Raw genomic sequence first — 18,702 nt, 5'->3', positions numbered from 1 at the left:
CGCCCTACGAAGGGATCCCCCATGAGAAGAAGACCCTTGCGGCTCGCCGCCCTCGCCACCGCGGCCCTTGTCGCCCTTGCCGCCTGCGGCTCCGGCGACGACGACTCGGATGGCGGCGCCAGCGGCGGCGGCAGCACCGTCACCGACGCGGACGTGCAGGCCGCGCTGGACAAGGGCGGCAACCTCAAGGTCTGGGCCTGGGAGCCGACCCTCAAGGAGGTCGTGACCAAGTTCCAGCAGAAGTACCCGAACGTGAAGGTCGAGCTGGTCAACGCCGGCACCGGCAACGACCAGTACACCGCGCTGCAGAACGCCATCGCGGCCGGCAGCGGCGTGCCGGACGTGGCGCAGATCGAGTACTACGCGCTGCCCCAGTTCGCCCTCGCCAAGTCCGTGGACGACCTGAAGGCGTACGGCGCGGAGAGCCTCAACGGCACGTTCACCCCCGGGCCGTGGGCCTCGGTGAGCCCGGCCGGCGGCATCTACGGGATCCCGATGGACTCCGGGCCGATGGCCCTGTTCTACAACAAGGAAGTCTTCGACAAGCACAGCATCAAGGTGCCCACCACGTGGGCGGAGTACCTTGACGCGGCGCGCAAGCTGCACCAGGCGGACCCGAAGGCGTACATCACCAGCGACACCGGCGACGCGGGCTTCACCACGAGCCTCATCTGGCAGGCGGGCGGCAAGCCCTACAAGGTGGACGGCACCAACGTCACCATCGACTTCACCGACGCCGGTTCCAAGGAGTTCGTCTCCACCTGGCAGCAGCTGATCAACGAGAAGCTGCTCGCGCCGATCAGCGGGTGGAGCGACCAGTGGTACCAGGGGCTGGGCAACGGTACGATCGCGACGCTGGCGACCGGCGCGTGGATGCCGGCCAACTTCGTCACCGGCGTGCCGGGCGCCTCCGGCAAGTGGCGGGTCGCGCCGATGCCGCAGTGGCAGGCGGGCGGCAACGCCAGTGCGGAAAACGGCGGCAGCTCGCTCGCCATGCCGGTCAAGGGCGGCAACAAGGAGCTGGCGTACGGCTTCATCAAGTACGCCAACGCCGGTGAGGGCGTGCAGATCCGCCTCGACGGCGGCGCGTTCCCGGCCACGACGGCGGAGCTGAAGTCGGAAAAGTTCCTGGGCACCGAGTTTCCGTACTTCGGCGGCCAGAAGGCCAACGAGATCTTCGCGAAGTCGGCCGAGCAGGTCGTCTCCGGCTGGTCCTACCTGCCCTTCCAGGTGTACGCCAACAGCGTCTTCAACGACACGGTCGGCAAGGCGTACGTCTCCGGCACGACGCTCCAAGATGGACTGAACAGCTGGCAGCAGACCTGCGCCAAGTACGGAACGGACCAGGGATTCAGTGTCAAGTGAGCCATCGCGGCCCGGCGCCCTCGCGGTGCCGGGCCGCACGCACCGCTGGCTGCGGTGGCCGGACGGGGGCGGGCCGCGGCTGGCGTACGGCGCCGACTACAACCCCGAGCAGTGGCCGCGGCACGTGTGGGACGAGGACGTGCGGGCGATGCGGAGCGCGGGGGTCAACATCGTCTCGCTCGCCATCTTCTCCTGGGCGCGGATCGAGCCGGCCGAGGGGGAGTACGACTTCGCCTGGCTCGACGACGTCATGGACCTGTTGCACCGCAACGGGATCGCCGTCGACCTGGCGACCGCGACCGCCTCGCCGCCACCCTGGCTGAGCACCAAACACCCCGAGATCCTGCCGGTCGACCGCACCGGCGCCACGCTCTGGCCCGGCGGCCGGCAGCACTGGCGGCCCACCTCGCCGGTCTTCCGATCGCACGCGCTGCGCCTCGTGCGCGCGATGGCCGGCCGGTACGCCGCACACCCGGCGCTGGCAGCATGGCACGTCAACAACGAGCTCGGCTGCCACAACGTGTACGACTTCTCGGACGACGCCGCACGCGCCTTCCGCGACTGGCTGCGCGCCCGGTACGGCACCGTCGAAGGGCTCAACGCCGCGTGGGGCACGGCCTTCTGGGCCCAGCGGTACGGCGAGTTCGACCAGGTGCTCCCGCCCCGGCAGGCCGCCTCGTATCCCAACCCCACCCAGCAGCTGGACTTCAAGCGGTTCTCCTCCGACGCGCTCCGCGACTACCTGCGCGCGGAGGCCGAGATCCTGCGCGCGGCCACGCCGGACGTGCCGGTCACCACGAACTTCATGGTGATGGGCGAGACGGCCGGCATGAACTTCGCCGACTGGGCGTCCGAAGTGGACTTCGTAGCCAACGACCACTATGTACTGCCGGGCCCGCAAGGGCTTGACGAGCTGTCGTTCTCGGCCAACCTCACCGGCAACCTGGGCGGCGGGCGGCCGTGGTACCTGATGGAGCACTCCACCAGCGCGGTCAACTGGCAGCCGGTCAACCTCGCCAAGCGCGACGGGGAGCTGGCCCGCGACTCGCTGACCCACGTGGCGCACGGCGCGGACGCGGTCTGCTTCTTCCAGTGGCGGCAGTCCGCGGCAGGCGCGGAGAAGTACCACTCGGCGATGGTGCCGCACGCGGGTGAGCGGAGCGAGGTCTTCCGGTCAGCGTCCGAGTTGGGGCGGACGCTGGCCGGGCTCGCCCCGGTCGCCGGGGTGCCGCGGCTGCCGGCCCCCGCCGCGATCCTCTTCGACTGGGAGTCGTGGTGGGCCAGCGAGCTCGACTCGCACCCGACGTCGCGGCTGCGGTACCGGCAGGAGGCGCTCGACTGGTACTCGGCGTTCCTCGCCGTCGGGATCCGCGCCGACGTGCTGCCCGTCGCCGCGCCGTTCGACGGGTACGGGCTCGTGGTCGCGCCGATCCTGCACGTGGTGCCGGCGCGGCTCGCCGCTCGGCTGGGGGAGTACGTGGCGCGCGGCGGCCACCTCGTCACCACGTACTTCTCCGGGATCGTCGACGAAAACGACCACGTGTGGCTGGGCGGCTATCCGGGCGCGCTGCGCGAGCTGCTCGGCATCCGCGTCGAGGAGTTCGGCCCGCTGCTCGACGGCGACAGCGTGGCGCTGGACACCGGCGTGACCGGCACGCTCTGGACCGACCGCGTGGACATCACCGACCCGGCGGTGGAGGTGCTCGCCAGGTACAAGACCGGCGAGTACGCCGGCCGTCCCGCCGTCACCCGCCGCCCCGCCGGCACCGGATCGGCCAGCTACGTCTCCACCCGGCTCGGCCCGGCCGGCCTGGCACCCGTGCTAGCCCAGCTAGCGGACGCCGCCGGCGTCCACAGCGAACTGCCCGATCCGTTGCGCGGCCGCGTCGAGCTGGCCATCCGCGGCACGCACCACTTCCTGGTCAACCGCACCGACGAGCCCATCGAACTGTCCGGAGTGCCTGGCACCCCCTACTCGGCGGCGACGTCCTCCCGCCCCGCGGCGTCGCCATCCGCACCACCCCCCACGCGGTTGATCAGGGAGTTGGTGGGCGTCTCAGCCGGCGTGTCCACCCGCGAAGTCCCTGATCAACCGGGTCGGGGGTGCGTGCCCGGCCGGCCACAGTGCGGGCGTGGCCGGCCGGGCGCGCGGTCAGGAGACCGTGCAGGTGACCGCCGGGGCGGGGTTGCCGCCGGTCCAGTTGGCGAGGAACCCGAAGGTCGTGCCCCCGCCGGCCGGCAGGCTGCCGTTCCAGTTGAGGTTTCGCGCGGTGACCGCGGCGCCGGTCTGGGTGACCGTCGCGTTCCAGGCCTGGGTGACCTGCTGGCCGCCGCCGAAGCTGAACGTGGCGGTCCAGGCCGACCTGGCGGTGGTGCCGGTATTGCGGACGGCGACCTCGCCCTGGAAGCCACCCGTCCACTGGCTCACCACCCGGTACGTCGCCGTGCACGCGCCACCCGTGGGCGGCGGTGTGGTGACGGGCGGCGTGGTGACCGGCGGCGTGGTGACCGGCGGTGTGGTGACCGGCGGCGTGGTCGGTGTGGTGCCGCCGAGCGCCCGCACCAGGGCCGGGTACCAGCGCTCGGCCATCTTCTGGAAGCCGGCGTCGTTCGGGTGTACGCCGTCGCCGGTGTCCGTGGCCGTGTTGAAGCCGGTCCACTGGTCGACGACCGTGATGGGCGACTGGGCGGTGGTGAGGCCGGCCGCCCAGGCCGGTATCCGGTTGTTGTACGCGATCACGTCGGCCGGGCACGTGGCGCAGGCGTTGGCGCCCATCGGGATGATCTGCGCCACGATGATCTTCATGTTGGGGTTGTTTGCGCGCATCTGGCCGACCAGCTTGGTGAGCGCCGTGATCTTGTTGTCGGTCGGGATGTAGCCGCCCCACATGTCGTTCGTGCCGAGGTGCATGAGCACGACGTCCGGGTTGGTGGCGGACAGCCACGGCGGCAGCTGGTTCTGGTCGGCGATGCCGGTGGCCGAGAAGCCGCCGTGGCCTTCGTGGTCGGGGTCGAGCGGGACCGCGCAGCCGCCGCCGGACTGGGTGCCGACGAAGTCGACGTCGGTGTAGCCGCTCCTCTGTAGACGGTCCCACAGGTAGGCGCGCCAGCAGCCCGGCCCCGCCGTGATGGAGTCGCCGAGCGGCATGACGCGCACCGCCGCCGCGGCCGAGGCCGGGCGCTGCACGACGGCGAACGCGGCCACGAGCGCCAGCGACGCCGCCAGCGCGGAGATCATGATGCGCCTCATAGCGTCGTGCAGACGTTGCCGTTGAGCGTGAAGACGGCGGGCGTCACGTTGGGCCCGCTGTAGCCGCCGACGAAGCCGACGTTGACAGTGGCGCCCACGTCGAGTCCGGCACCGTCCAAGTTGGTCACCTTCACGGTACGGCCGGTCGCGGTCCAGTTGGCGTTCCAGCCGCCGTTCATCTGCTGCCAGGTGGTCGGCCACTCGTACGTGAGCGTCCAGCTGGTGAGCGCGCGGGTGCCGGTGTTCGCGATGTCCAGCGAGGCCACGTAGCCACTCGACCAGTCGGCCGTGTACGTCCACTTGACCGTGCACGCGCTCTGCGCCGGCGTGCCGGTCGTGAACGAGAGTGGCGGTGACGCCCAGGACACGTTGCCGGCGGTGTCGCGGGCGAGCACGTTCACCGTGTACCGGCTGCCCGGCCGCAGGTTGTTGACGGTGAGCGAGGTGCCCGGCGTCTCGCCGAGCTGCTCGCTGACCGCGCCGTGCTGGCGGTACACCTCGTACTTGGCGATCGGGTGCGCGCCGGCTCGGCCCGCCGGCCAGCTGATCGTCGCGGTACGGTCCGTGACCGCGCTCGCCGCGGGCTGGCCGGGCGCGGCGGGCAGTCCGGCGATGGGCCGGGAGTTGCGCGCCTGCACGACGGTCAGCGAGTACGGCGGCAGCGTCTGGCTCGTCGCGGTGCCCGCCGAGGCGGTGGCGATGCCGGTGGCGCCGTTCGCGTACGTGTGGACGGTCACCGCGCCGCCCGCCGGTGCGAAGCCGGCGTAGTCGATGGTGACGTCGCGGGCGTTGTCGGGGTCGCTGTTGAGCAGCAGCACGTTGACGTCCCCATTGGACCGCCGCACCGCGTGCGCGGTGACGAGAGGGTCGTCGGCCGCCGCGCGGATGAACTGGTCACCAGGGCGGGCCAGCTTGTTCATCATGGACAGGCCGTGGTACGGCGCGAACGGCGTGTTCAGCGCCGGCTGGCAGGTCGTGCCGTCTGACGTGCAGTTGCCGCTGGAGAGGATGCCGAAGTCGTCGTAGTCGGTCTGCCCGGCCACTGTGGAGATGTCGCCGATGCCATTGTGGACGTTCCACCACTGCACGGTGAAGACGCCGTTCGCCAGCAGGGACGCGTACGTGTCGGCGAGGAAGATGGCGCCCGGCTGCGTGTTGCGCCCGATGTCGACGTTGGTCTCCGTCAGGCTGATGCCGATGCGCTCGGAGCCGGGGCCGGCGTACTTCGCGATCTGCTGCCGCAGGATGTAGAGCGCGTCGGGGAGGTGTGCGGTCTTCGCCAGCCCTTCGGCGGCGGTCGCCCCACCCGGGTACCAGTGCACGTCCACAAAGTCGATCTTCGGGCCGGCGATGGAGAGGACCACCTGGTTCCAACTGCCCGCGTCACCTTCGGCGACCACGGCGTCCGGCCAGCCGGCCGGGATCGTGAGCACCGCGCCCACCTTGATGGTCGGGTCGACGGCCTTCATCGCGTCGGCGTAGGCGACCACCTCGGTGGCGTACTGCCGCGGGCTCTTGTCCGGGTGGTTGTCCGCCTCCCAGGCCGCGCCGTAGTGGCCGTTGCCGTAGTTTTCGTTGCCGACCGTCCAGTACTTGACGCCGTACTTCTTGACGACGTTCGCCTGGCGGACCCAGCCGGCGGCCTCCGCCGCGGTGCCGGTGCCGTAGTTCGCGATGATCATTGGTGTGGCGCCGGTGCGCCGCACGCCGGCCATGAACGTGTCGAAGCCGGTGTTCGGCGCGACGTAGCCGCCGGGCGCGGTGTGGTCTTCCCAGTGGTAGATGTCCGCGTACGAGCCGCCGGGATAGCGGCGCATCGTCACGCCGGCCGACTTGAGCAGGTCGGCCACCGCGTTGGTGCCGAGCTCCTGGTCCCAGATGGCGTCGTTGATGCCGAGGCCGGTCGCGGGCATGGTGGCGAGGCCGGCCCGCGCGTTGACGGTGACGGTGGTGGGGGTCGCGGCCGCCTGGGCGGCGGGCTGGCCGATGCCGGCGAGCACGCCGGTGGCGAGGAGGAGGGCAGCGGCGGACGCCGTGCGGCGGACTCTGCGATATCTCATAGTTCAGACACTCCGTGGACATGACGCATCGGTCGTAAACGGTCGAAGGTTGCCCTGCCCGCGACCATGTCCGGCTCTGAACCGATAGCAGTATCGATCGAGCGCCGTCGCTTGGCAAGCACGGTGTCCGCGGCCTCGGCTAGGCTGTGCGCCGCTCGAGCGGACACAGGGGAGTGGCAATGGGCGTCTTGTGTGACTACTTCCGGGCCGCGGACGACACCGCGGTGGCCAAGCTGATGGAGGCGACCGACGGCGGCCCGGTCATCGTCCACGGCGACGCGTCGGCCGCCGACGGCGTCGACGCCAAGGGCATCGAGCCGAACGTCACGCTGGGCAAGCTCGTCGCCCTCATCCTCGACGTCGAGTGGGACACCGACATCTCCGGCGGCGACCTCGTGTGGCCACCCGGCGACCCCGGCGCCGGCCCGTGGGTCCAGGCCATACACACCTCGGCCCGCGACGCGCTCGCCGGCGTCGACGACGCCCGCCTGCCCGAGCTGGCCGAGCGCTGGGCCGCCATCGAGGAGCTGGCGATCGACGACCCGGAGGGCATCGACATCCTCCGCGACGGCATGACCCGCCTCGTGGCGCTGGCCCGCCGGGCCCGCGCCGCCGGCGACCAGCTCTACTGCTGGATCTCCCTCTAGCCCTCGCCTCTCCCCGTTGATCAGGGAGTTGGCGGGCGTGTCTGCCGGCGTGTCCACCCACGAAGTCCCTGATCAACCCGCGCGGGACCACGACGGACGGTGAGGCCGCGGGAGCAACGGTCCGGACCACGACGGACGTCGCGGTAGCTCAAAGTCACCTGGAATTGGTGATGGCGCGCCACCCCGTGCGGGCCAAGGATTTCGCGGTGGGGGAGGAGCCAGCGACGGTCGTGGTCGGCCTCATCGCGTCGCCGGGGCCGGCGGCGGAGATGGCCGAGGCGCTGGTCGGCGGGCTGGCCAGGCAGATGGGCGAGCGGCTGCCCGGCGCCAGGTGGTCTGTCCGCGTGGTGGCCGACCGGTTGGTCGGCGGGCCGGCGCCGCTGCACGAGCTTGTCGCGCGCACCCGGCGGCGCCTGCTGGACGGGGGATGGCAGCTCGCCGTGTTCCTCACCGACCTGCCGCTGCAGACCGCCCGGCGGCCGGTCGTCGCGCACGCCAGCAGCGCGCACGGTGTCGCCGTGCTCTCGTTGCCCGCGCTCGGCGCGGTCGGTGTCGAGCGGCGGGCGGACGAGGCGATCGTCCGGCTGGTGGCGGTCCTGGTCGGCGGCGGCGACGCGCCGGTCGACGTCAAGCCCTCCGGGGATGACGGCGGCGGCAAGCACCGCGACGCGCTGCTGCGCCGCCTGCGCGAGCTCGGCACCGTGGCCGGCGACGACCGTGGCGCCGGCCTTGTCACCGGCGTCATCACCGGCAACCTGCGGCTGCTGATCGGCATGCTGCGCGCGAACCGCCCGTGGCGGCTGGCGGTCGAGCTGTCCCGGGCGCTTGTCGCCGCGGTCGCGGCCGGCGTCTTCGCGCTCGTCACGAACGACATCTGGCTGCTCGCCGACAACCTCGGCTGGCTGCGGCAGACGCTGGTCGGCGCGGGCTCGGTCCTCGCGGTGGTACTCACCCTGCTGCTCGGCGCCGACCTGTGGGAACGCGCGCCGCCGCAGCGCGACCCCGAAGTCGTGCGCGCCACCCGCGAGCAGGTCGTCCTCCTCAACGCCGTCACCGTGACAACGCTGGTGATCGGCGTGCTGGCGCTCTACTGCGCGCTGTTCGTCCTGTCGCTGGTCAGCGTGCTGCTGCTGGTGCCGCCGGGGCTGCACGCCGCCGCGCTGGACCACCCCACCGGCTTCTCCGACCAGGTGGAGCTGGCCTGGCTGGTCAGCGCGCTGGCCACATTGGGCGGTGCGCTCGGTGCGGGGCTGGAGAGTGACGAGACCGTGCGCGAGGCGGCGTACGCGTACCAGCCGGACCGCTCACTGACGGGGTGACGGTACGGCCAGCGCGGTCAACGCGGTGGCGATCCAGTCCCGGTACGCCGCGACGGTCCAGCCGCGCTGGTGCACGAGAAGGCCGTAGAGCAGCGGCGAGTTGAGCGCCCAGATCGTGTCGCGCAGGAAGCCGACCCGGGACAGGTCGGCGTCGCCACGCTTGGCCGCCACCGCCGTGGCGATGTAGCCGGCACCGGTGAGCCGCTGCCGGTCCAGGTCGGCGACCAGCTCGGCGACCTTCGGGTCGGCGTCGGCCGCGGCCTGCGCGACCGCGTGGATCGGGTACGCCCGCTGGGCGACCGCCGCGATCGTGCCGGCGTAGCGGCGCAGCGCCTCGGCGGCGGAGGGCGCGTCGTGCACCCAGCTCAGCGCCGTGCGGTCGTCGAAGGCGGCAGCGGCCTCGACCGCCGCCCTCAGCAGGCCGGCCTTCGACGTGAACGCCGCGAACACGGCCGGCGGCAACACGCCCGCCTCCTGGGCCACCCGCGCGATCGACGTGGCGGCGTAGCCGTGCGTGCGGAAGAGGTGTGTCGCCGCGCGCAGGATCGGCTCCCGGTCGGCCGGGGGCTGTGCGCGGCGGCGGCTCGCCCGCGGGACGGTCACCGGGTCACCCTACGGTCGCGCGGGGTCGGATGAATCGGCCGTACGAGCGATGGTCGACCGGTGTGCGGCGATCCCGCGCTACGCGGTGGCGGCGCCGTTGAGGGGGATCGCGGCGGTGACGGTCGTACCCTTCGGGCTGGTCTCGATCACCACGTCCGTGCACAACCGCCGTACGATCCACAGCCCTCGCCCGCCGAGCGCGGTCGGCTCCGGCTGGCGCGAGCCCGCCGCGGTGTCCCGCATGCCTTGGCCGCAGTCGCTGATCTGGCAGCGCAGCAGCTCGCCGTCGCGCCACAGCCGCAGCCGGCCCGAGCCGCCGCCGTGGCGGATCGCGTTGGTGGCGAGCTCACCGCCGACGATCAGCAGCCGCTCCACCTGCTCGCGCGAGGCACCCAGGTGGTCGGCGTGCGCGGCCAGCGCGGCGCGCAACGCGTACAGCCCGTCCGCGTCGAACTGGTGGTCCACGGCGACCGCCTCGGGAACCGTTGTCGGCGCCGGCCCGGCCCGGTCCCGAGCGGGCAGGTCAGCGCTGGTCATCGCCGGGTACTACCCGAAGCCGTGGCGTGTCACGCCCGCCGACGAGATCCAGCATCTTCGCGACAAGACCTTGGCACGTGACCGTCATCCTGCGCGAGGCCGGCAGCCGCATCGCCGCCTGCACGATCGCGGTCGCACAGGCGGCGTCGATGTACGACAGGGCGGAGAGGTTGACGGACATGTGGCGGTCCAGCCGGCGCGACTCGGCAAGTGCCTTTTCCAGCACGGCCTGGTGGCGGAAGTCCAGCTCACCCGCGACCCGCACGCCGGTCGGGCTGTACTGCCGGCAGATCCGCAGCAGCGGCCCGTCGTGGTAGACCTGCGCGGCGACCGTCTTGGTGTGCGCGGTCGCGGCGAAAGCGAGCGTGACCGCGTCGAAGCGGTCCCGGTCGTACTGGCAGATGAGCGAGAGGCGCCCGTCGCTGAACAGGTCGGCCATCTCCGTCTCGAAGCCGAGCAGTTGCTCCGCGCCGGCCGGGCGGGTCGCCCACGACATGTCCGCGGTCAGCCGCAGACCGGTGTACCCCTGGCGGGCCGCCTCGTCGACCTCCGCCGCGACCGCCTCCACCATCGCGGCGGCCGACCCGCGCCCGCCGAGCAGCGCCGCCTCGACCGAGGCGATCGTGAGCTGGCCCCGGCGGCCCGCGGCCGCGCCCCGCACGTGGCGGGCGCTGAACTCGGCGGCCAGCGCCGCCGGCGGCAGCTGGTCGGTCCAGCACAGGACTCGCTGACCCGCACGCAGCCCGTCACGGACGAACGCGGCGAGCAGGTCGAGCCGCTCCTCCGCGTCGGTGAACGTGAGGCAGGCGTGATCGCCGAGGTCGACCTGCGTCAGCCGCGCCGCTTCCATCGCACCAGTCACCCACGTCCCACCGCGTAAAGCCGAGTCCCGGTCACGGTGATCCTAGTCCTGCGGTGGATACCGGCCCGGTGGCGTGTGTGGCAGGGTAGGGGCTGGAGGTCTTCACATGACTCAGCTGACGACCACCGTCCGTGTAGCCTCTGGCTACGTTCGGCTGGCGCTCGCCGGTGAGATCGATCTGTCCAGCATCGACGTGCTCCTCAAAGGCCAGGGTGAGGCATTAGCCGGGGCCGCGACCCAGCGGCTGCACGGTGTGGTCATCGACCTCGATCGGGTGACGTTCCTCGATTCGACAGGCATCGGCGCGCTTGTCGGCGGCTTTCGCGAGGCATCGGCCGCCGGCTTGAGGTACCGGGTGGAAAACCCGCACGGCGCGGTCGCCCGCGTCCTCGACGTCACGGGCGTGCTGCCCACGCTCGCACCCTAGACGATCTATTCCAAGGGGGGTACGGGGCAGCAAGCGAAGACGAGGGCGTCCATGATCGACGTTGCTGAGCAACGATGACCATGGAGGCCACGTGCACGTCGATCTGGACACCCTCGCCACCGCACTGTACGTGAAGATCGACGACGAGTTGAAGGCGTCCCCGCAGCTCAACCGGTACCGACCTACGGTCGGCATCGACCCGAAGATCACCGATGCGGAACTGATCACCGTCGCGGTGCTGCAGGTGCTGCTCGGCCACCACCACGAGACCCGGTGGCTACGCCGGGCCCGCAAGGACATCGGGCACCTGTTCCCGTACCTGCCCAAACAGCCCGGCTACAACAAACGCCTACGTGCCCTGACCACCCAACTGGCACACCTGATCGCGCTGCTGGCCGCCGACACCGACCTGTGGCACCACCCGATCCGCCTGGCCGACTCCACCCCAGTGCAGTGCGGCACCTCCCGCACCACCACCCAAAACTCCGACCTGGCCGGCTGGGCCGGATACGGCTACTGCGCCTCCCACTCCCGCAGATTCTGGGGCCTGCGCCTACACCTGGTCACCACCGTGCACGGCCTACCCGTCGCATTCGCCCTGACCAACCCGAAGGCCGACGAGCGTGACGTACTGGTCGACCTGATCTGTTTGCAACCGGCCATGTTCCACCACCCCGACGGTCTGATCCTGGTCGTGGACAAGGGCTACCGCGACCGCCGTACCGAAGACTGGCTCAACGAAGCCACCATCGAGGTCATCCGGCCCGCGTACCGCACCGACCCGCCACGACCCGGAAAGACCCTGCTCCGCGCCGTCCGGCAGAACATCGAGTCGGTCAACGACACCCTCAAAGACCAACTCAACCTCGAACGCCACGGCGGCCGAACCCCCGCCGGCGTCGCCATCCGCGTCCTGCAACGCCTCCTCGCCCTGACCGCAGCCATCTGGCATAACTGGCACACCGGCCAACCGATCATGCGCTCACTGACCGCCTACGACCACTGACCCCTTGGAATAGATCGTCTAGGAGCGCGACGCCGCCTGACCGGCATAAGGCTTTGCGCCGCCGCCGCGCGTGGGCGATAGTGCGGGCCATGGGGATATCGCACGCGATCGAACTCGGCGGACCGACCCCGCACGGCTACTTCTCCCGTGACTACGCGCCCATCGTCACCGTGGATCCCGGCGACACGGTGCGCTTCTCCACATTGGACGCGTTCTGGTTCACCGGGCCGTACACGGGCGGGAGCCTGGAGGACCGGCCGCGCAGCGAGCACCACCGCGACGGGTACGGCCACGCGCTCGCCGGCCCGATCGCCATCCGCGGCGCCGAGCCGGGCATGGTGCTCGAGGTGCGCGTGGACACGGTCGTGCCCGGCCCCTGGGGCACCACCGTGGCGGGTGGGTGGCCGAGCGTGTTCAACGAGCGGTACGGCGAGGTCGAAGGCATGACCGGCCAGACGTGGGACCTCGACACGACGGCGATGACCGGCCGCAACCAGCACGGGCACACGGTGGCGCTGCGCCCGTTCCTCGGCGTGATGGGCATGCCGCCGGCCGAGCCGGGGGAGCACTCGACCACGCCGCCCCGCGCGCACGGCGGCAACCTCGACTGCAAGGAACTCGTCGCGGGCAGCACGCTCTACCTGCCGATACCGGTGGCGGGCGGGCTCTTCTCCGCGGGTGACGGGCACGCCGCGCAGGGTGACGGCGAGGTCAGCGGTACCGCCATCGAGTGCCCGATGGAGCGGGTCGAGCTGACGTTCGGGCTGCGGGACGACTGGGAGCTGGCCGCGCCGGCGGCGCGCACGCCGTCCGGCGACTGGCTCACGCTCGGGCTCGGCGACACGCTCGACGACGCGGCGTACGCGGCGCTTGAAGGCATGTTCGCCCTGCTCCAGCGCCTGCTCGACGTCTCCCGCCGGGACGCGATCGCGCTGGCCAGCGTGGCGGTCGACCTGCGCGTCACCCAGATCGTCAACCAGGTGGTCGGCGCGCATGCGGTACTCCCGCACGGCGCGATCACGCGCGGTTAGGGCCGGCCGTACGACTCCAGCAGGCGCAGCCAGATCTCGTTGATCGTCGGGTACGCCGGCACGGCGTGCCACAGCCGGTCGATCGGCACCTGGGCGACCACCGCGACCGTCGCGGCCTGCAGCAGCTCGCTCACGTCCGGTCCCACGAACGTCACGCCGAGCACCACCTTGCGGTCCTCGTCGACGACCATGCGGGCGGTGCCCTTGTACCCGTCCGCGTAGACGCTCGCCCCGGCCACGTTTCCGATCTCGTAGTCGACGGAGCGGACCCGGTAGCCGGCGTCGGTGGCCGCCTTCAGCGTGAGGCCGACCGACGCCACCTCCGGGTCGGTGAACGTCACCTGCGGTACCGCCTCGTGGTCCGCCGTCGCCGCGTGCGTGCCCCACGGGCCGTCCGAGACCGGCCGGCCGGCGGCCCGGGCGGCGATCACGTCGCCGGCCGCCCGCGCCTGGTACTTGCCCTGGTGGGTGAGGAGCGCGCGGTGGTTGACGTCGCCGGTCGCGTACAGCCAGTCGAAGCCCTTGACCAGCATCGTGTCGTCGGTCTCCAGCCAGTCGCCCGGTGTCAGCCCGATCACGTCGAGGCCGATGTCCGTGGTGCGCGGCGTGCGGCCGGTCGCGACCAGCACCTCCTGCGCGGTCACCGTGCCACCGTCGCCGGTCGTCACGGTGACGCCGTCGTCCGTGCGGTGCACGCCGGTCGTCGCGGTCTGTAGCAGCACCTTGACGCCCAGGTCGCGGAGCGCCTCTGCGACCATCTCCCCGGCGAACGGCTCCATGCCGGCCAGCAGCCCGCCGCGCGAGATCAGCGTGACCTGGGTGCCGAAGCTCGCGTACGCCGTGGCCATCTCGGTGGCGACCACGCCGCCGCCGATGATCGCGAGGCTCTCCGGCGCGACCTTGGCGCTGGTGGCGTCGCGGCTGGTCCACGGGTCGGCGTCGTGGAGGCCGTCGATGTCCGGGATGAGCGGGTCGGAGCCGGTGGAGATGGTCACCGCGTGCCGGGCGCGCAGCACGACCTCGCCGCCGTCCGGCGTGGTGACCGTGACCTCCTTGGGCGCGGTGAGGCGGCCGTGGCCGCGCACGACCGCGATGCCCGTGCCCTCGGCCCACTGGACCTGGCTCTCGTCGTTCCAGTTGTGGGTGAACGAGTCCCTCCGGGCCAGCACCGCCGCCACGTCGAGCGCGCCGGTCACCGCCTCCTTCGCGCCGTCCACCTGGCGCGCGGCGCGCAGCGCCTGTGCCGGGCGGAGCAGCGCCTTTGACGGCATGCAGGCCCAGTACGAGCACTCGCCGCCGACGAGCTCGTGCTCCACGAGCACGGCGGTCAGTCCGCCCTGGACGGCGCGGTCGGCGACGTTTTCGCCCACCGCTCCGGCGCCCAGCACGATGAGGTCGTATTCGGTCGATTCCATCGGGCGCATCTCTTCTCGTCGCGGTCTCCGGCGCGTCCACAGTATGTCGTCGGCCACGGTCCGCGGGGCGCGTGGCGCGCGATTCCGGGGCAGGATGTGAGGGTGCTCCGGATCGTGCTGACCCCGGCTGACCTCGCGAGCGTGCGGTTCGAGGCGGATCCCGGGCCGATGGCCGACGCGGGCCTGGCCGCCCGCGCGCTGCGGCGCCCGCCCGCCGCGCCGCTCGCGCACTGGCACGCCGCCACCCGGCCGGCACTGGGCGACCGCGCCGGGCCGCTGCTGGCGCTCACCCCACCGTCCGGCCCGACCTGCTCGTTCGTGCAGCCGCTCTGTGGCGATCTGGCCGCCGGCCTCGACCGGCACCCCGCTGCCCAGCCGCGACGGCGAGGCACCGGACGACGCGCTCGCCCGGCTGCTCGGCGGCACCCGGGCGGCCGTCCTGCGCGCGGTGGGCACCGGATGCGGCACCGTCGAGCTGGCCCGGCGGGTGAGCTCCAGCCCGGCCACCGCCTCCGAGCACGCCGCCGCGCTGCGCGCCGCCGGCCTCGTCGCGACCACCCGCGCCGGCCGCGGCGTCCAGCACTGGCTCACCCCGCTCGGCGCCCAGCTGCTGCACCGCACCCGCACCCGATGACACCGCCCGCGCCGCGGCCGACCCAGCGGCCCTGGCGGGTCAGACCCGCCACACCTCCGCCTCGGCCATGAACGCCGACGAGCCGGGACGCTCCGGGGTGCCGCCGAGCTGGACCTCGCCCGGCAGCGCCAGCCCGCCGACCGTGATCCGCGCGGTGCGCATGGGCGCGAGCACAAGGCTCAGCGAGTGCGGCGTGCCGGCGAGGTCGAACTCGTCCGTGCTGAACGTGCGCCGGTGCAGCACGCCCTCCATCCGTACCCGCACGTCCCGCGCCCGCGCGTCGAGACCGGTGGCGAGGTCGAGCGTGACGTCGACGTCCGCGCGCCGCACCTCCGGCTCGGGCCACGGCACGCCCGCGACCTCGGGAAAGTTGCGGGTGAAGTACTGCGATAGCCAGTAACCCAGCTCCCGGTCGGTCGCCAGCACCCGCACCCGACCGTCGTGCCACACGACGATGGCACGGCCGCTGCCGCGCTCCGACCACCGCACGATCCACACCGACGCGAACGCGGTCAGCTGCTCGCCGGTGAAAAGGCTGACGCCGGGGTTGGCGCCGACCAGCAGGACCCGCCGGGCGGCCGGGTCGGTGGCGGCCACCGCGCGGCCGGGAAGGGCGACTGCCGCCGTGGCGGTCATTCCCGCGGCGCCGGCCAGCATCGTGCGTCTTTTCATCGGGTACCTCCGGAAGGAACGGCCGGTCCCCCGTGCGGACCGGCTCTCGCCCGATACGGTGCGCTCCGCCGGCCGGTCGGCTCAATCATTTCGGCTGTCACCGAAAGCAATGACCGATACATGACAGCCCGAGGCATCGGCGGCCCGCCGTGGCGGCACCTAGAATCGTCGGCAATACAGCGGACAGCGCATTTTCGGGGGGCTTGCGCGAAATGGCCGCGCAGACCGAAGGCGGTGAGAAAGATCGCTGGTAGGGCATCCTCCGTGCGCAGCGTCCGGACTCTCCTTGGATTTCTCACGATTTCCCTGCTCGTCATCGAGGGAGCGTTGCTGCTCCTCGCGAGGGCGGTGCAGGACGCCGACCGCGCGTTCGTCATCCTGGTCGCCGTTATCGCTTTCATCGTCCTGGCCGCGACCGTCGTCGCCATCGTGCGGCCGGCACTGCTCGGCGTGAGCCACCGGACGCCGGTGCTCGCGCCGGTGGCCGCCCCCGATCCGAAGCCCGTCGCGTACGAGTACGACGTGTTCATCTCCTCGCCGATGACCGCACTGACCCAGGAGTCCTACGAGGCGCACCGCAAGGACATCCTCAAGTTCATCCGGACGATCGAGCTGCGCTGCAAGTTCAAGTGCTACTACTCGGGAAGAAACCGGCCGACGCTGGACCATTTCGAGGCCGTCGACGTCGGACTTCGCAATGACATGGAGGCGTTGAAGAAGAGCAGGTACTTCCTGCTCGTATTTCCCGAGACGCTGGTGTCGAGCGTTCTCGTCGAGGCCGGCATGGCGATCGTGCTGAACAAGCCGGCGCTTTATTTCAAGCGGCCGGGTGTCAAGCTGCCCTTCACGCTCGAAGGCGCGGCCAACTCGACCAATCCGGAGCTGCCCCGCACGAGTAAGTACGAATACAAGGACACCGCCGACCTCGTCCGGCTCATCCAAAACAACGGCAGGGGAATCTTCGAATGACGCCAGAGACGATGGGAGCCCGCCAGGCGCTGACGGCGGCGACCCTGCTGAGCCGGTACGGCCTGACGCTGGCCACCGCGGAATCGCTGACCGGTGGGCTGGTCGGGCAGCTCGTCACGTCCGTCGCCGGTGCGTCGGCGTTCTACGTCGGCGGCATGATCACGTATGCCACCGAGGCGAAGAGCGGCGTGCTGGGTGTCGATCCCGCCGTGCTGCGCGAGCAAGGCCCGGTGAGCCCGGAGGTCGCACGCCAGATGGCGGCGCGGGTGCGCGTCGTGTTCGGCGCCTCGATGGGGCTCGCCACCACGGGCGTCGCCGGTCCGACGGAGCAGGACGGCAATCCCGTCGGGATGCTCCACGTCGGGATAGCCGACGCCACGGGCACGCGTGCGATCACGCTCAAAGGTCCGGACGGCAGCCGCGCCGAGGTACGGGCCTGGGCGGCCCAGGCGGCGCTGACCGAACTTGTCGGGCAGCTGCTTCGCACGTACGCGGTGGAGCCGGCCTGAGCCGTGACCGTATCCCGTGCCCGAAGCGAGGACTGATGGTGTTCGCCCCCACGATCGGCATAGTCACGGCGCTACCCGAGGAGTTCGCCGCGATGGAGGCGCTGCTGGACGGGGCCGCCGCTGTCGCCGTCGACGACGACCGCGCGCCGTACATCGCGGGGGAGCTGCCCAGCCTCGTGCCCGGCCGTCCACATCAGGTGGCGTTGACCATCATCGGCGACGCGGGAAACGACGCCGCGGCCACGGCCTGTACCAACCTCGCCCGCACCTTCCGCTCGACCAACATCGTGGTGATGGTCGGCATCGCCGCGGGCGTGCCGAGCCCGGACCAGCCCGAGCGCCACGTGCGGCTGGGTGACGTCGTCGTCGCCTCCTGGGGCGTGATCGGCTTCGACCACGTCGACCAGCTCGCCGACGGTCCCCGGCTCCGCCACGGCTTTCCGGTGCCGTCACCGCTGCTCGTGCAGCGGGCGGCGCTGATCGAGGCGCGGGAGTACACCGGTCGGGGCACCTGGACGCAGTGGCTGGACCTCGGCGGATCGCCCGCGCTGCCCGGCTACGGCCGCCCGGCGGAGGTCGACAACGCGGTGGCGCTGGCCGGCGCCCCCGGCAGCGAGGTGGCGCGCCTGGAGGTGCCAGCCGGGCGTGGCGGCCAGCCGCTGCCACGAGTCCACTATGGACTGATTGGCAGCTCCGAGCGGTCCCTGCGCGACGCCCGCGTACGCGACGCGCTCGCGGCCCGGCACAACCTGCGGGCGCTGGAGATGGAGGGCAAAGGCATCGGCCGCAGCAGCTCGCTGAACGGGCTGGAGTGGTTTGTCATCCGCGGCATCAGCGACCACGGCGACAGCGGCACGGAGGCGACGTGGCGACGCTACGCCGCGCTGGCCGCCGCCGCGTACCTGCGCGGACTGCTCGCCGAGACCCCACCACTGGCACCGCGCGGCGGGCACCCGCGGTCCGGTGGAGTGGCACGCGGCCGCGCGCACCTCGTCGACGACCTCGGCATCTCCCTGCTCACCGCCTCTCCACACGGCCCGGTCGAGAGCCTGGCGGTCAACCTGCGAGCCCTGAGCGTGCTCTGCGAACGCCCGATCTCCCTGGCCGCCACCGACCCGGTCGAGCTGGAGTCCATGATCAGCGCGATCATCGGCGGGCTGAGCGGCCTGGCCGGCACGGTCACGCCCGAGGACGCGGCAGCCCTTTCGCTGCGCGCCCGCAGCTTCATCGCCGCGGCCGACGGGGTGCTGATGCACGCCCGCTCCACGTACACCGACCGCCAGGCCGAGATCGCCGGCTGGCAGTACTTCTGGAGCATCCTGCACGGTGAGGTCGAGGCCCTCGCGACTCTGCTGTCCGCGCTTGTGCGCGCCTGAAAGCCGTTTCGAAACAGGGC

17 protein-coding genes and 1 pseudogene are annotated in these 18,702 nt (G+C 71.8%); 11 read left to right on the top strand and 7 right to left on the bottom strand.

Translation table 11 applies throughout. The features are described 5' to 3' along the window. The first annotated feature begins 21 nt into the window (after positions 1 to 21). Both Phou_RS06520 and Phou_RS06515 read left to right on the top strand, forming a co-directional pair. Entirely contained in the window at positions 22 to 1,365 is a 1,344-nt protein-coding gene (locus Phou_RS06520; protein WP_173054443.1) for an ABC transporter substrate-binding protein, read from the top strand. A gap of 148 nt (positions 1,366 to 1,513) precedes the next feature. Next, positions 1,514 to 3,157 (top strand): annotated as a pseudogene (locus Phou_RS06515) (beta-galactosidase); the annotation flags it as partial. 360 nt (positions 3,158 to 3,517) lie between these two features. Here Phou_RS06515 and Phou_RS06510 read toward each other — a convergent pair. Further along, the gene (locus Phou_RS06510) at positions 3,518 to 4,513 is read right to left on the bottom strand and encodes a cellulose binding domain-containing protein (RefSeq protein ID WP_246273731.1); all 996 of its coding nucleotides are present in this window, start codon (positions 4,511 to 4,513) and stop codon (positions 3,518 to 3,520) included. Between the two features lie 98 nt (positions 4,514 to 4,611). After that, entirely contained in the window at positions 4,612 to 6,675 is a 2,064-nt protein-coding gene (locus Phou_RS06505; protein ID WP_173054441.1) for a cellulose binding domain-containing protein, read from the bottom strand. 179 nt (positions 6,676 to 6,854) lie between these two features. Between Phou_RS06505 and Phou_RS06500 the strand changes: the two genes are divergently transcribed. Together Phou_RS06500 and Phou_RS06495 are read left to right on the top strand one after the other, a co-directional pair. Next, entirely contained in the window at positions 6,855 to 7,322 is a 468-nt protein-coding gene (locus Phou_RS06500) for a hypothetical protein (protein ID WP_173054439.1), read from the top strand. Positions 7,323 to 7,528: 206 nt separating this feature from the next. Further along, positions 7,529 to 8,641 (top strand): hypothetical protein, encoded by a 1,113-nt coding sequence (locus Phou_RS06495; RefSeq protein WP_246273316.1) that lies wholly within the window; start codon positions 7,529 to 7,531, stop codon positions 8,639 to 8,641. Here Phou_RS06495 and Phou_RS06490 read toward each other — a convergent pair. The 3 genes from Phou_RS06490 to Phou_RS06480 all read right to left on the bottom strand — a co-directional run bounded on the left by Phou_RS06490 (position 8,627) and on the right by Phou_RS06480 (position 10,643). Then, entirely contained in the window at positions 8,627 to 9,244 is a 618-nt protein-coding gene (locus Phou_RS06490) for a TetR/AcrR family transcriptional regulator (RefSeq protein WP_173054435.1), read from the bottom strand. The two genes, Phou_RS06495 and Phou_RS06490, sit on opposite strands and share 15 nt — an antisense overlap. Before the next feature lie 78 nt (positions 9,245 to 9,322). Next, positions 9,323 to 9,781: an ATP-binding protein gene (locus Phou_RS06485; protein ID WP_173054433.1), complete on the bottom strand. Its 459-nt coding sequence runs from the start codon at positions 9,779 to 9,781 to the stop codon at positions 9,323 to 9,325. After that, positions 9,768 to 10,643: an MEDS domain-containing protein gene (locus Phou_RS06480; protein WP_173054431.1), complete on the bottom strand. Its 876-nt coding sequence runs from the start codon at positions 10,641 to 10,643 to the stop codon at positions 9,768 to 9,770. Before Phou_RS06480 ends, Phou_RS06485 begins: the two co-directional genes overlap by 14 nt. Positions 10,644 to 10,749: 106 nt before the next feature. On the opposite strand from Phou_RS06480, the gene Phou_RS06475 reads away from it, so the two are divergent. From Phou_RS06475 to Phou_RS06465, 3 genes are all read left to right on the top strand, one after another. Further along, positions 10,750 to 11,070, top strand: a complete 321-nt coding sequence (locus Phou_RS06475; RefSeq protein WP_173054429.1) for an STAS domain-containing protein — start codon at positions 10,750 to 10,752, stop codon at positions 11,068 to 11,070. A 91-nt stretch (positions 11,071 to 11,161) separates the two neighbouring features. Further along, entirely contained in the window at positions 11,162 to 12,076 is a 915-nt protein-coding gene (locus tag Phou_RS06470; RefSeq protein WP_173054427.1) for an IS982 family transposase, read from the top strand. 89 nt (positions 12,077 to 12,165) lie between these two features. After that, a complete protein-coding gene (locus tag Phou_RS06465) occupies positions 12,166 to 13,107 on the top strand; it encodes an acetamidase/formamidase family protein (protein ID WP_173054425.1) in 942 nt (313 codons plus the stop codon). Here the strand turns inward: Phou_RS06465 and Phou_RS06460 are convergent. Beyond that, positions 13,104 to 14,522 (bottom strand): dihydrolipoyl dehydrogenase family protein, encoded by a 1,419-nt coding sequence (locus Phou_RS06460; RefSeq protein ID WP_173054423.1) that lies wholly within the window; start codon positions 14,520 to 14,522, stop codon positions 13,104 to 13,106. The two genes, Phou_RS06465 and Phou_RS06460, sit on opposite strands and share 4 nt — an antisense overlap. A gap of 331 nt (positions 14,523 to 14,853) precedes the next feature. On the opposite strand from Phou_RS06460, the gene Phou_RS06455 reads away from it, so the two are divergent. Further along, positions 14,854 to 15,156 (top strand): ArsR/SmtB family transcription factor, encoded by a 303-nt coding sequence (locus tag Phou_RS06455; RefSeq protein WP_173054421.1) that lies wholly within the window; start codon positions 14,854 to 14,856, stop codon positions 15,154 to 15,156. A 39-nt stretch (positions 15,157 to 15,195) separates the two neighbouring features. Here the strand turns inward: Phou_RS06455 and Phou_RS06450 are convergent, their stop codons facing one another. Then, the gene (locus tag Phou_RS06450; protein ID WP_218578810.1) at positions 15,196 to 15,828 is read right to left on the bottom strand and encodes a hypothetical protein; all 633 of its coding nucleotides are present in this window, start codon (positions 15,826 to 15,828) and stop codon (positions 15,196 to 15,198) included. 264 nt (positions 15,829 to 16,092) lie between these two features. Between Phou_RS06450 and Phou_RS06445 the strand changes: the two genes are divergently transcribed. The 3 genes from Phou_RS06445 to Phou_RS06435 are packed head-to-tail and all read left to right on the top strand — an operon-like array spanning position 16,093 to position 18,682. After that, positions 16,093 to 16,797, top strand: coding sequence for a hypothetical protein (locus tag Phou_RS06445; RefSeq protein WP_173054419.1), 705 nt, complete (start codon positions 16,093 to 16,095; stop codon positions 16,795 to 16,797). Further along, entirely contained in the window at positions 16,794 to 17,306 is a 513-nt protein-coding gene (locus tag Phou_RS06440; protein WP_246273315.1) for a CinA family protein, read from the top strand. Before Phou_RS06445 ends, Phou_RS06440 begins: the two co-directional genes overlap by 4 nt. Positions 17,307 to 17,341: 35 nt before the next feature. Beyond that, the gene (locus Phou_RS06435) at positions 17,342 to 18,682 is read left to right on the top strand and encodes a 5'-methylthioadenosine/S-adenosylhomocysteine nucleosidase family protein (RefSeq protein ID WP_173054417.1); all 1,341 of its coding nucleotides are present in this window, start codon (positions 17,342 to 17,344) and stop codon (positions 18,680 to 18,682) included. Positions 18,683 to 18,702: the final 20 nt, after the last annotated feature.

The sequence above is a fragment of the Phytohabitans houttuyneae genome (assembly GCF_011764425.1).
In the GTDB taxonomy this organism is placed as follows: Bacteria; Actinomycetota; Actinomycetes; order Mycobacteriales; family Micromonosporaceae; genus Phytohabitans; species Phytohabitans houttuyneae.
This window is presented reverse-complemented; position numbering and strand designations above follow the sequence as displayed.

Coding starts and splice junctions, on each gene's coding strand:
- Phou_RS06520 (WP_173054443.1), top strand. CDS start 22: ATGAGAAGAAGACCCTTGCGGCTCGCCGCCCTCGCCACCGCGGCCCTT.
- Phou_RS06510 (WP_246273731.1), bottom strand. CDS start 4,513: ATGCCGCTCGGCGACTCCATCACGGCGGGGCCGGGCTGCTGGCGCGCC.
- Phou_RS06505 (WP_173054441.1), bottom strand. CDS start 6,675: ATGAGATATCGCAGAGTCCGCCGCACGGCGTCCGCCGCTGCCCTCCTC.
- Phou_RS06500 (WP_173054439.1), top strand. CDS start 6,855: ATGGGCGTCTTGTGTGACTACTTCCGGGCCGCGGACGACACCGCGGTG.
- Phou_RS06485 (WP_173054433.1), bottom strand. CDS start 9,781: ATGACCAGCGCTGACCTGCCCGCTCGGGACCGGGCCGGGCCGGCGCCG.
- Phou_RS06475 (WP_173054429.1), top strand. CDS start 10,750: ATGACTCAGCTGACGACCACCGTCCGTGTAGCCTCTGGCTACGTTCGG.
- Phou_RS06465 (WP_173054425.1), top strand. CDS start 12,166: ATGGGGATATCGCACGCGATCGAACTCGGCGGACCGACCCCGCACGGC.
- Phou_RS06460 (WP_173054423.1), bottom strand. CDS start 14,522: ATGGAATCGACCGAATACGACCTCATCGTGCTGGGCGCCGGAGCGGTG.
- Phou_RS06450 (WP_218578810.1), bottom strand. CDS start 15,828: ATGAAAAGACGCACGATGCTGGCCGGCGCCGCGGGAATGACCGCCACG.
- Phou_RS06440 (WP_246273315.1), top strand. CDS start 16,794: ATGACGCCAGAGACGATGGGAGCCCGCCAGGCGCTGACGGCGGCGACC.
- Phou_RS06435 (WP_173054417.1), top strand. CDS start 17,342: ATGGTGTTCGCCCCCACGATCGGCATAGTCACGGCGCTACCCGAGGAG.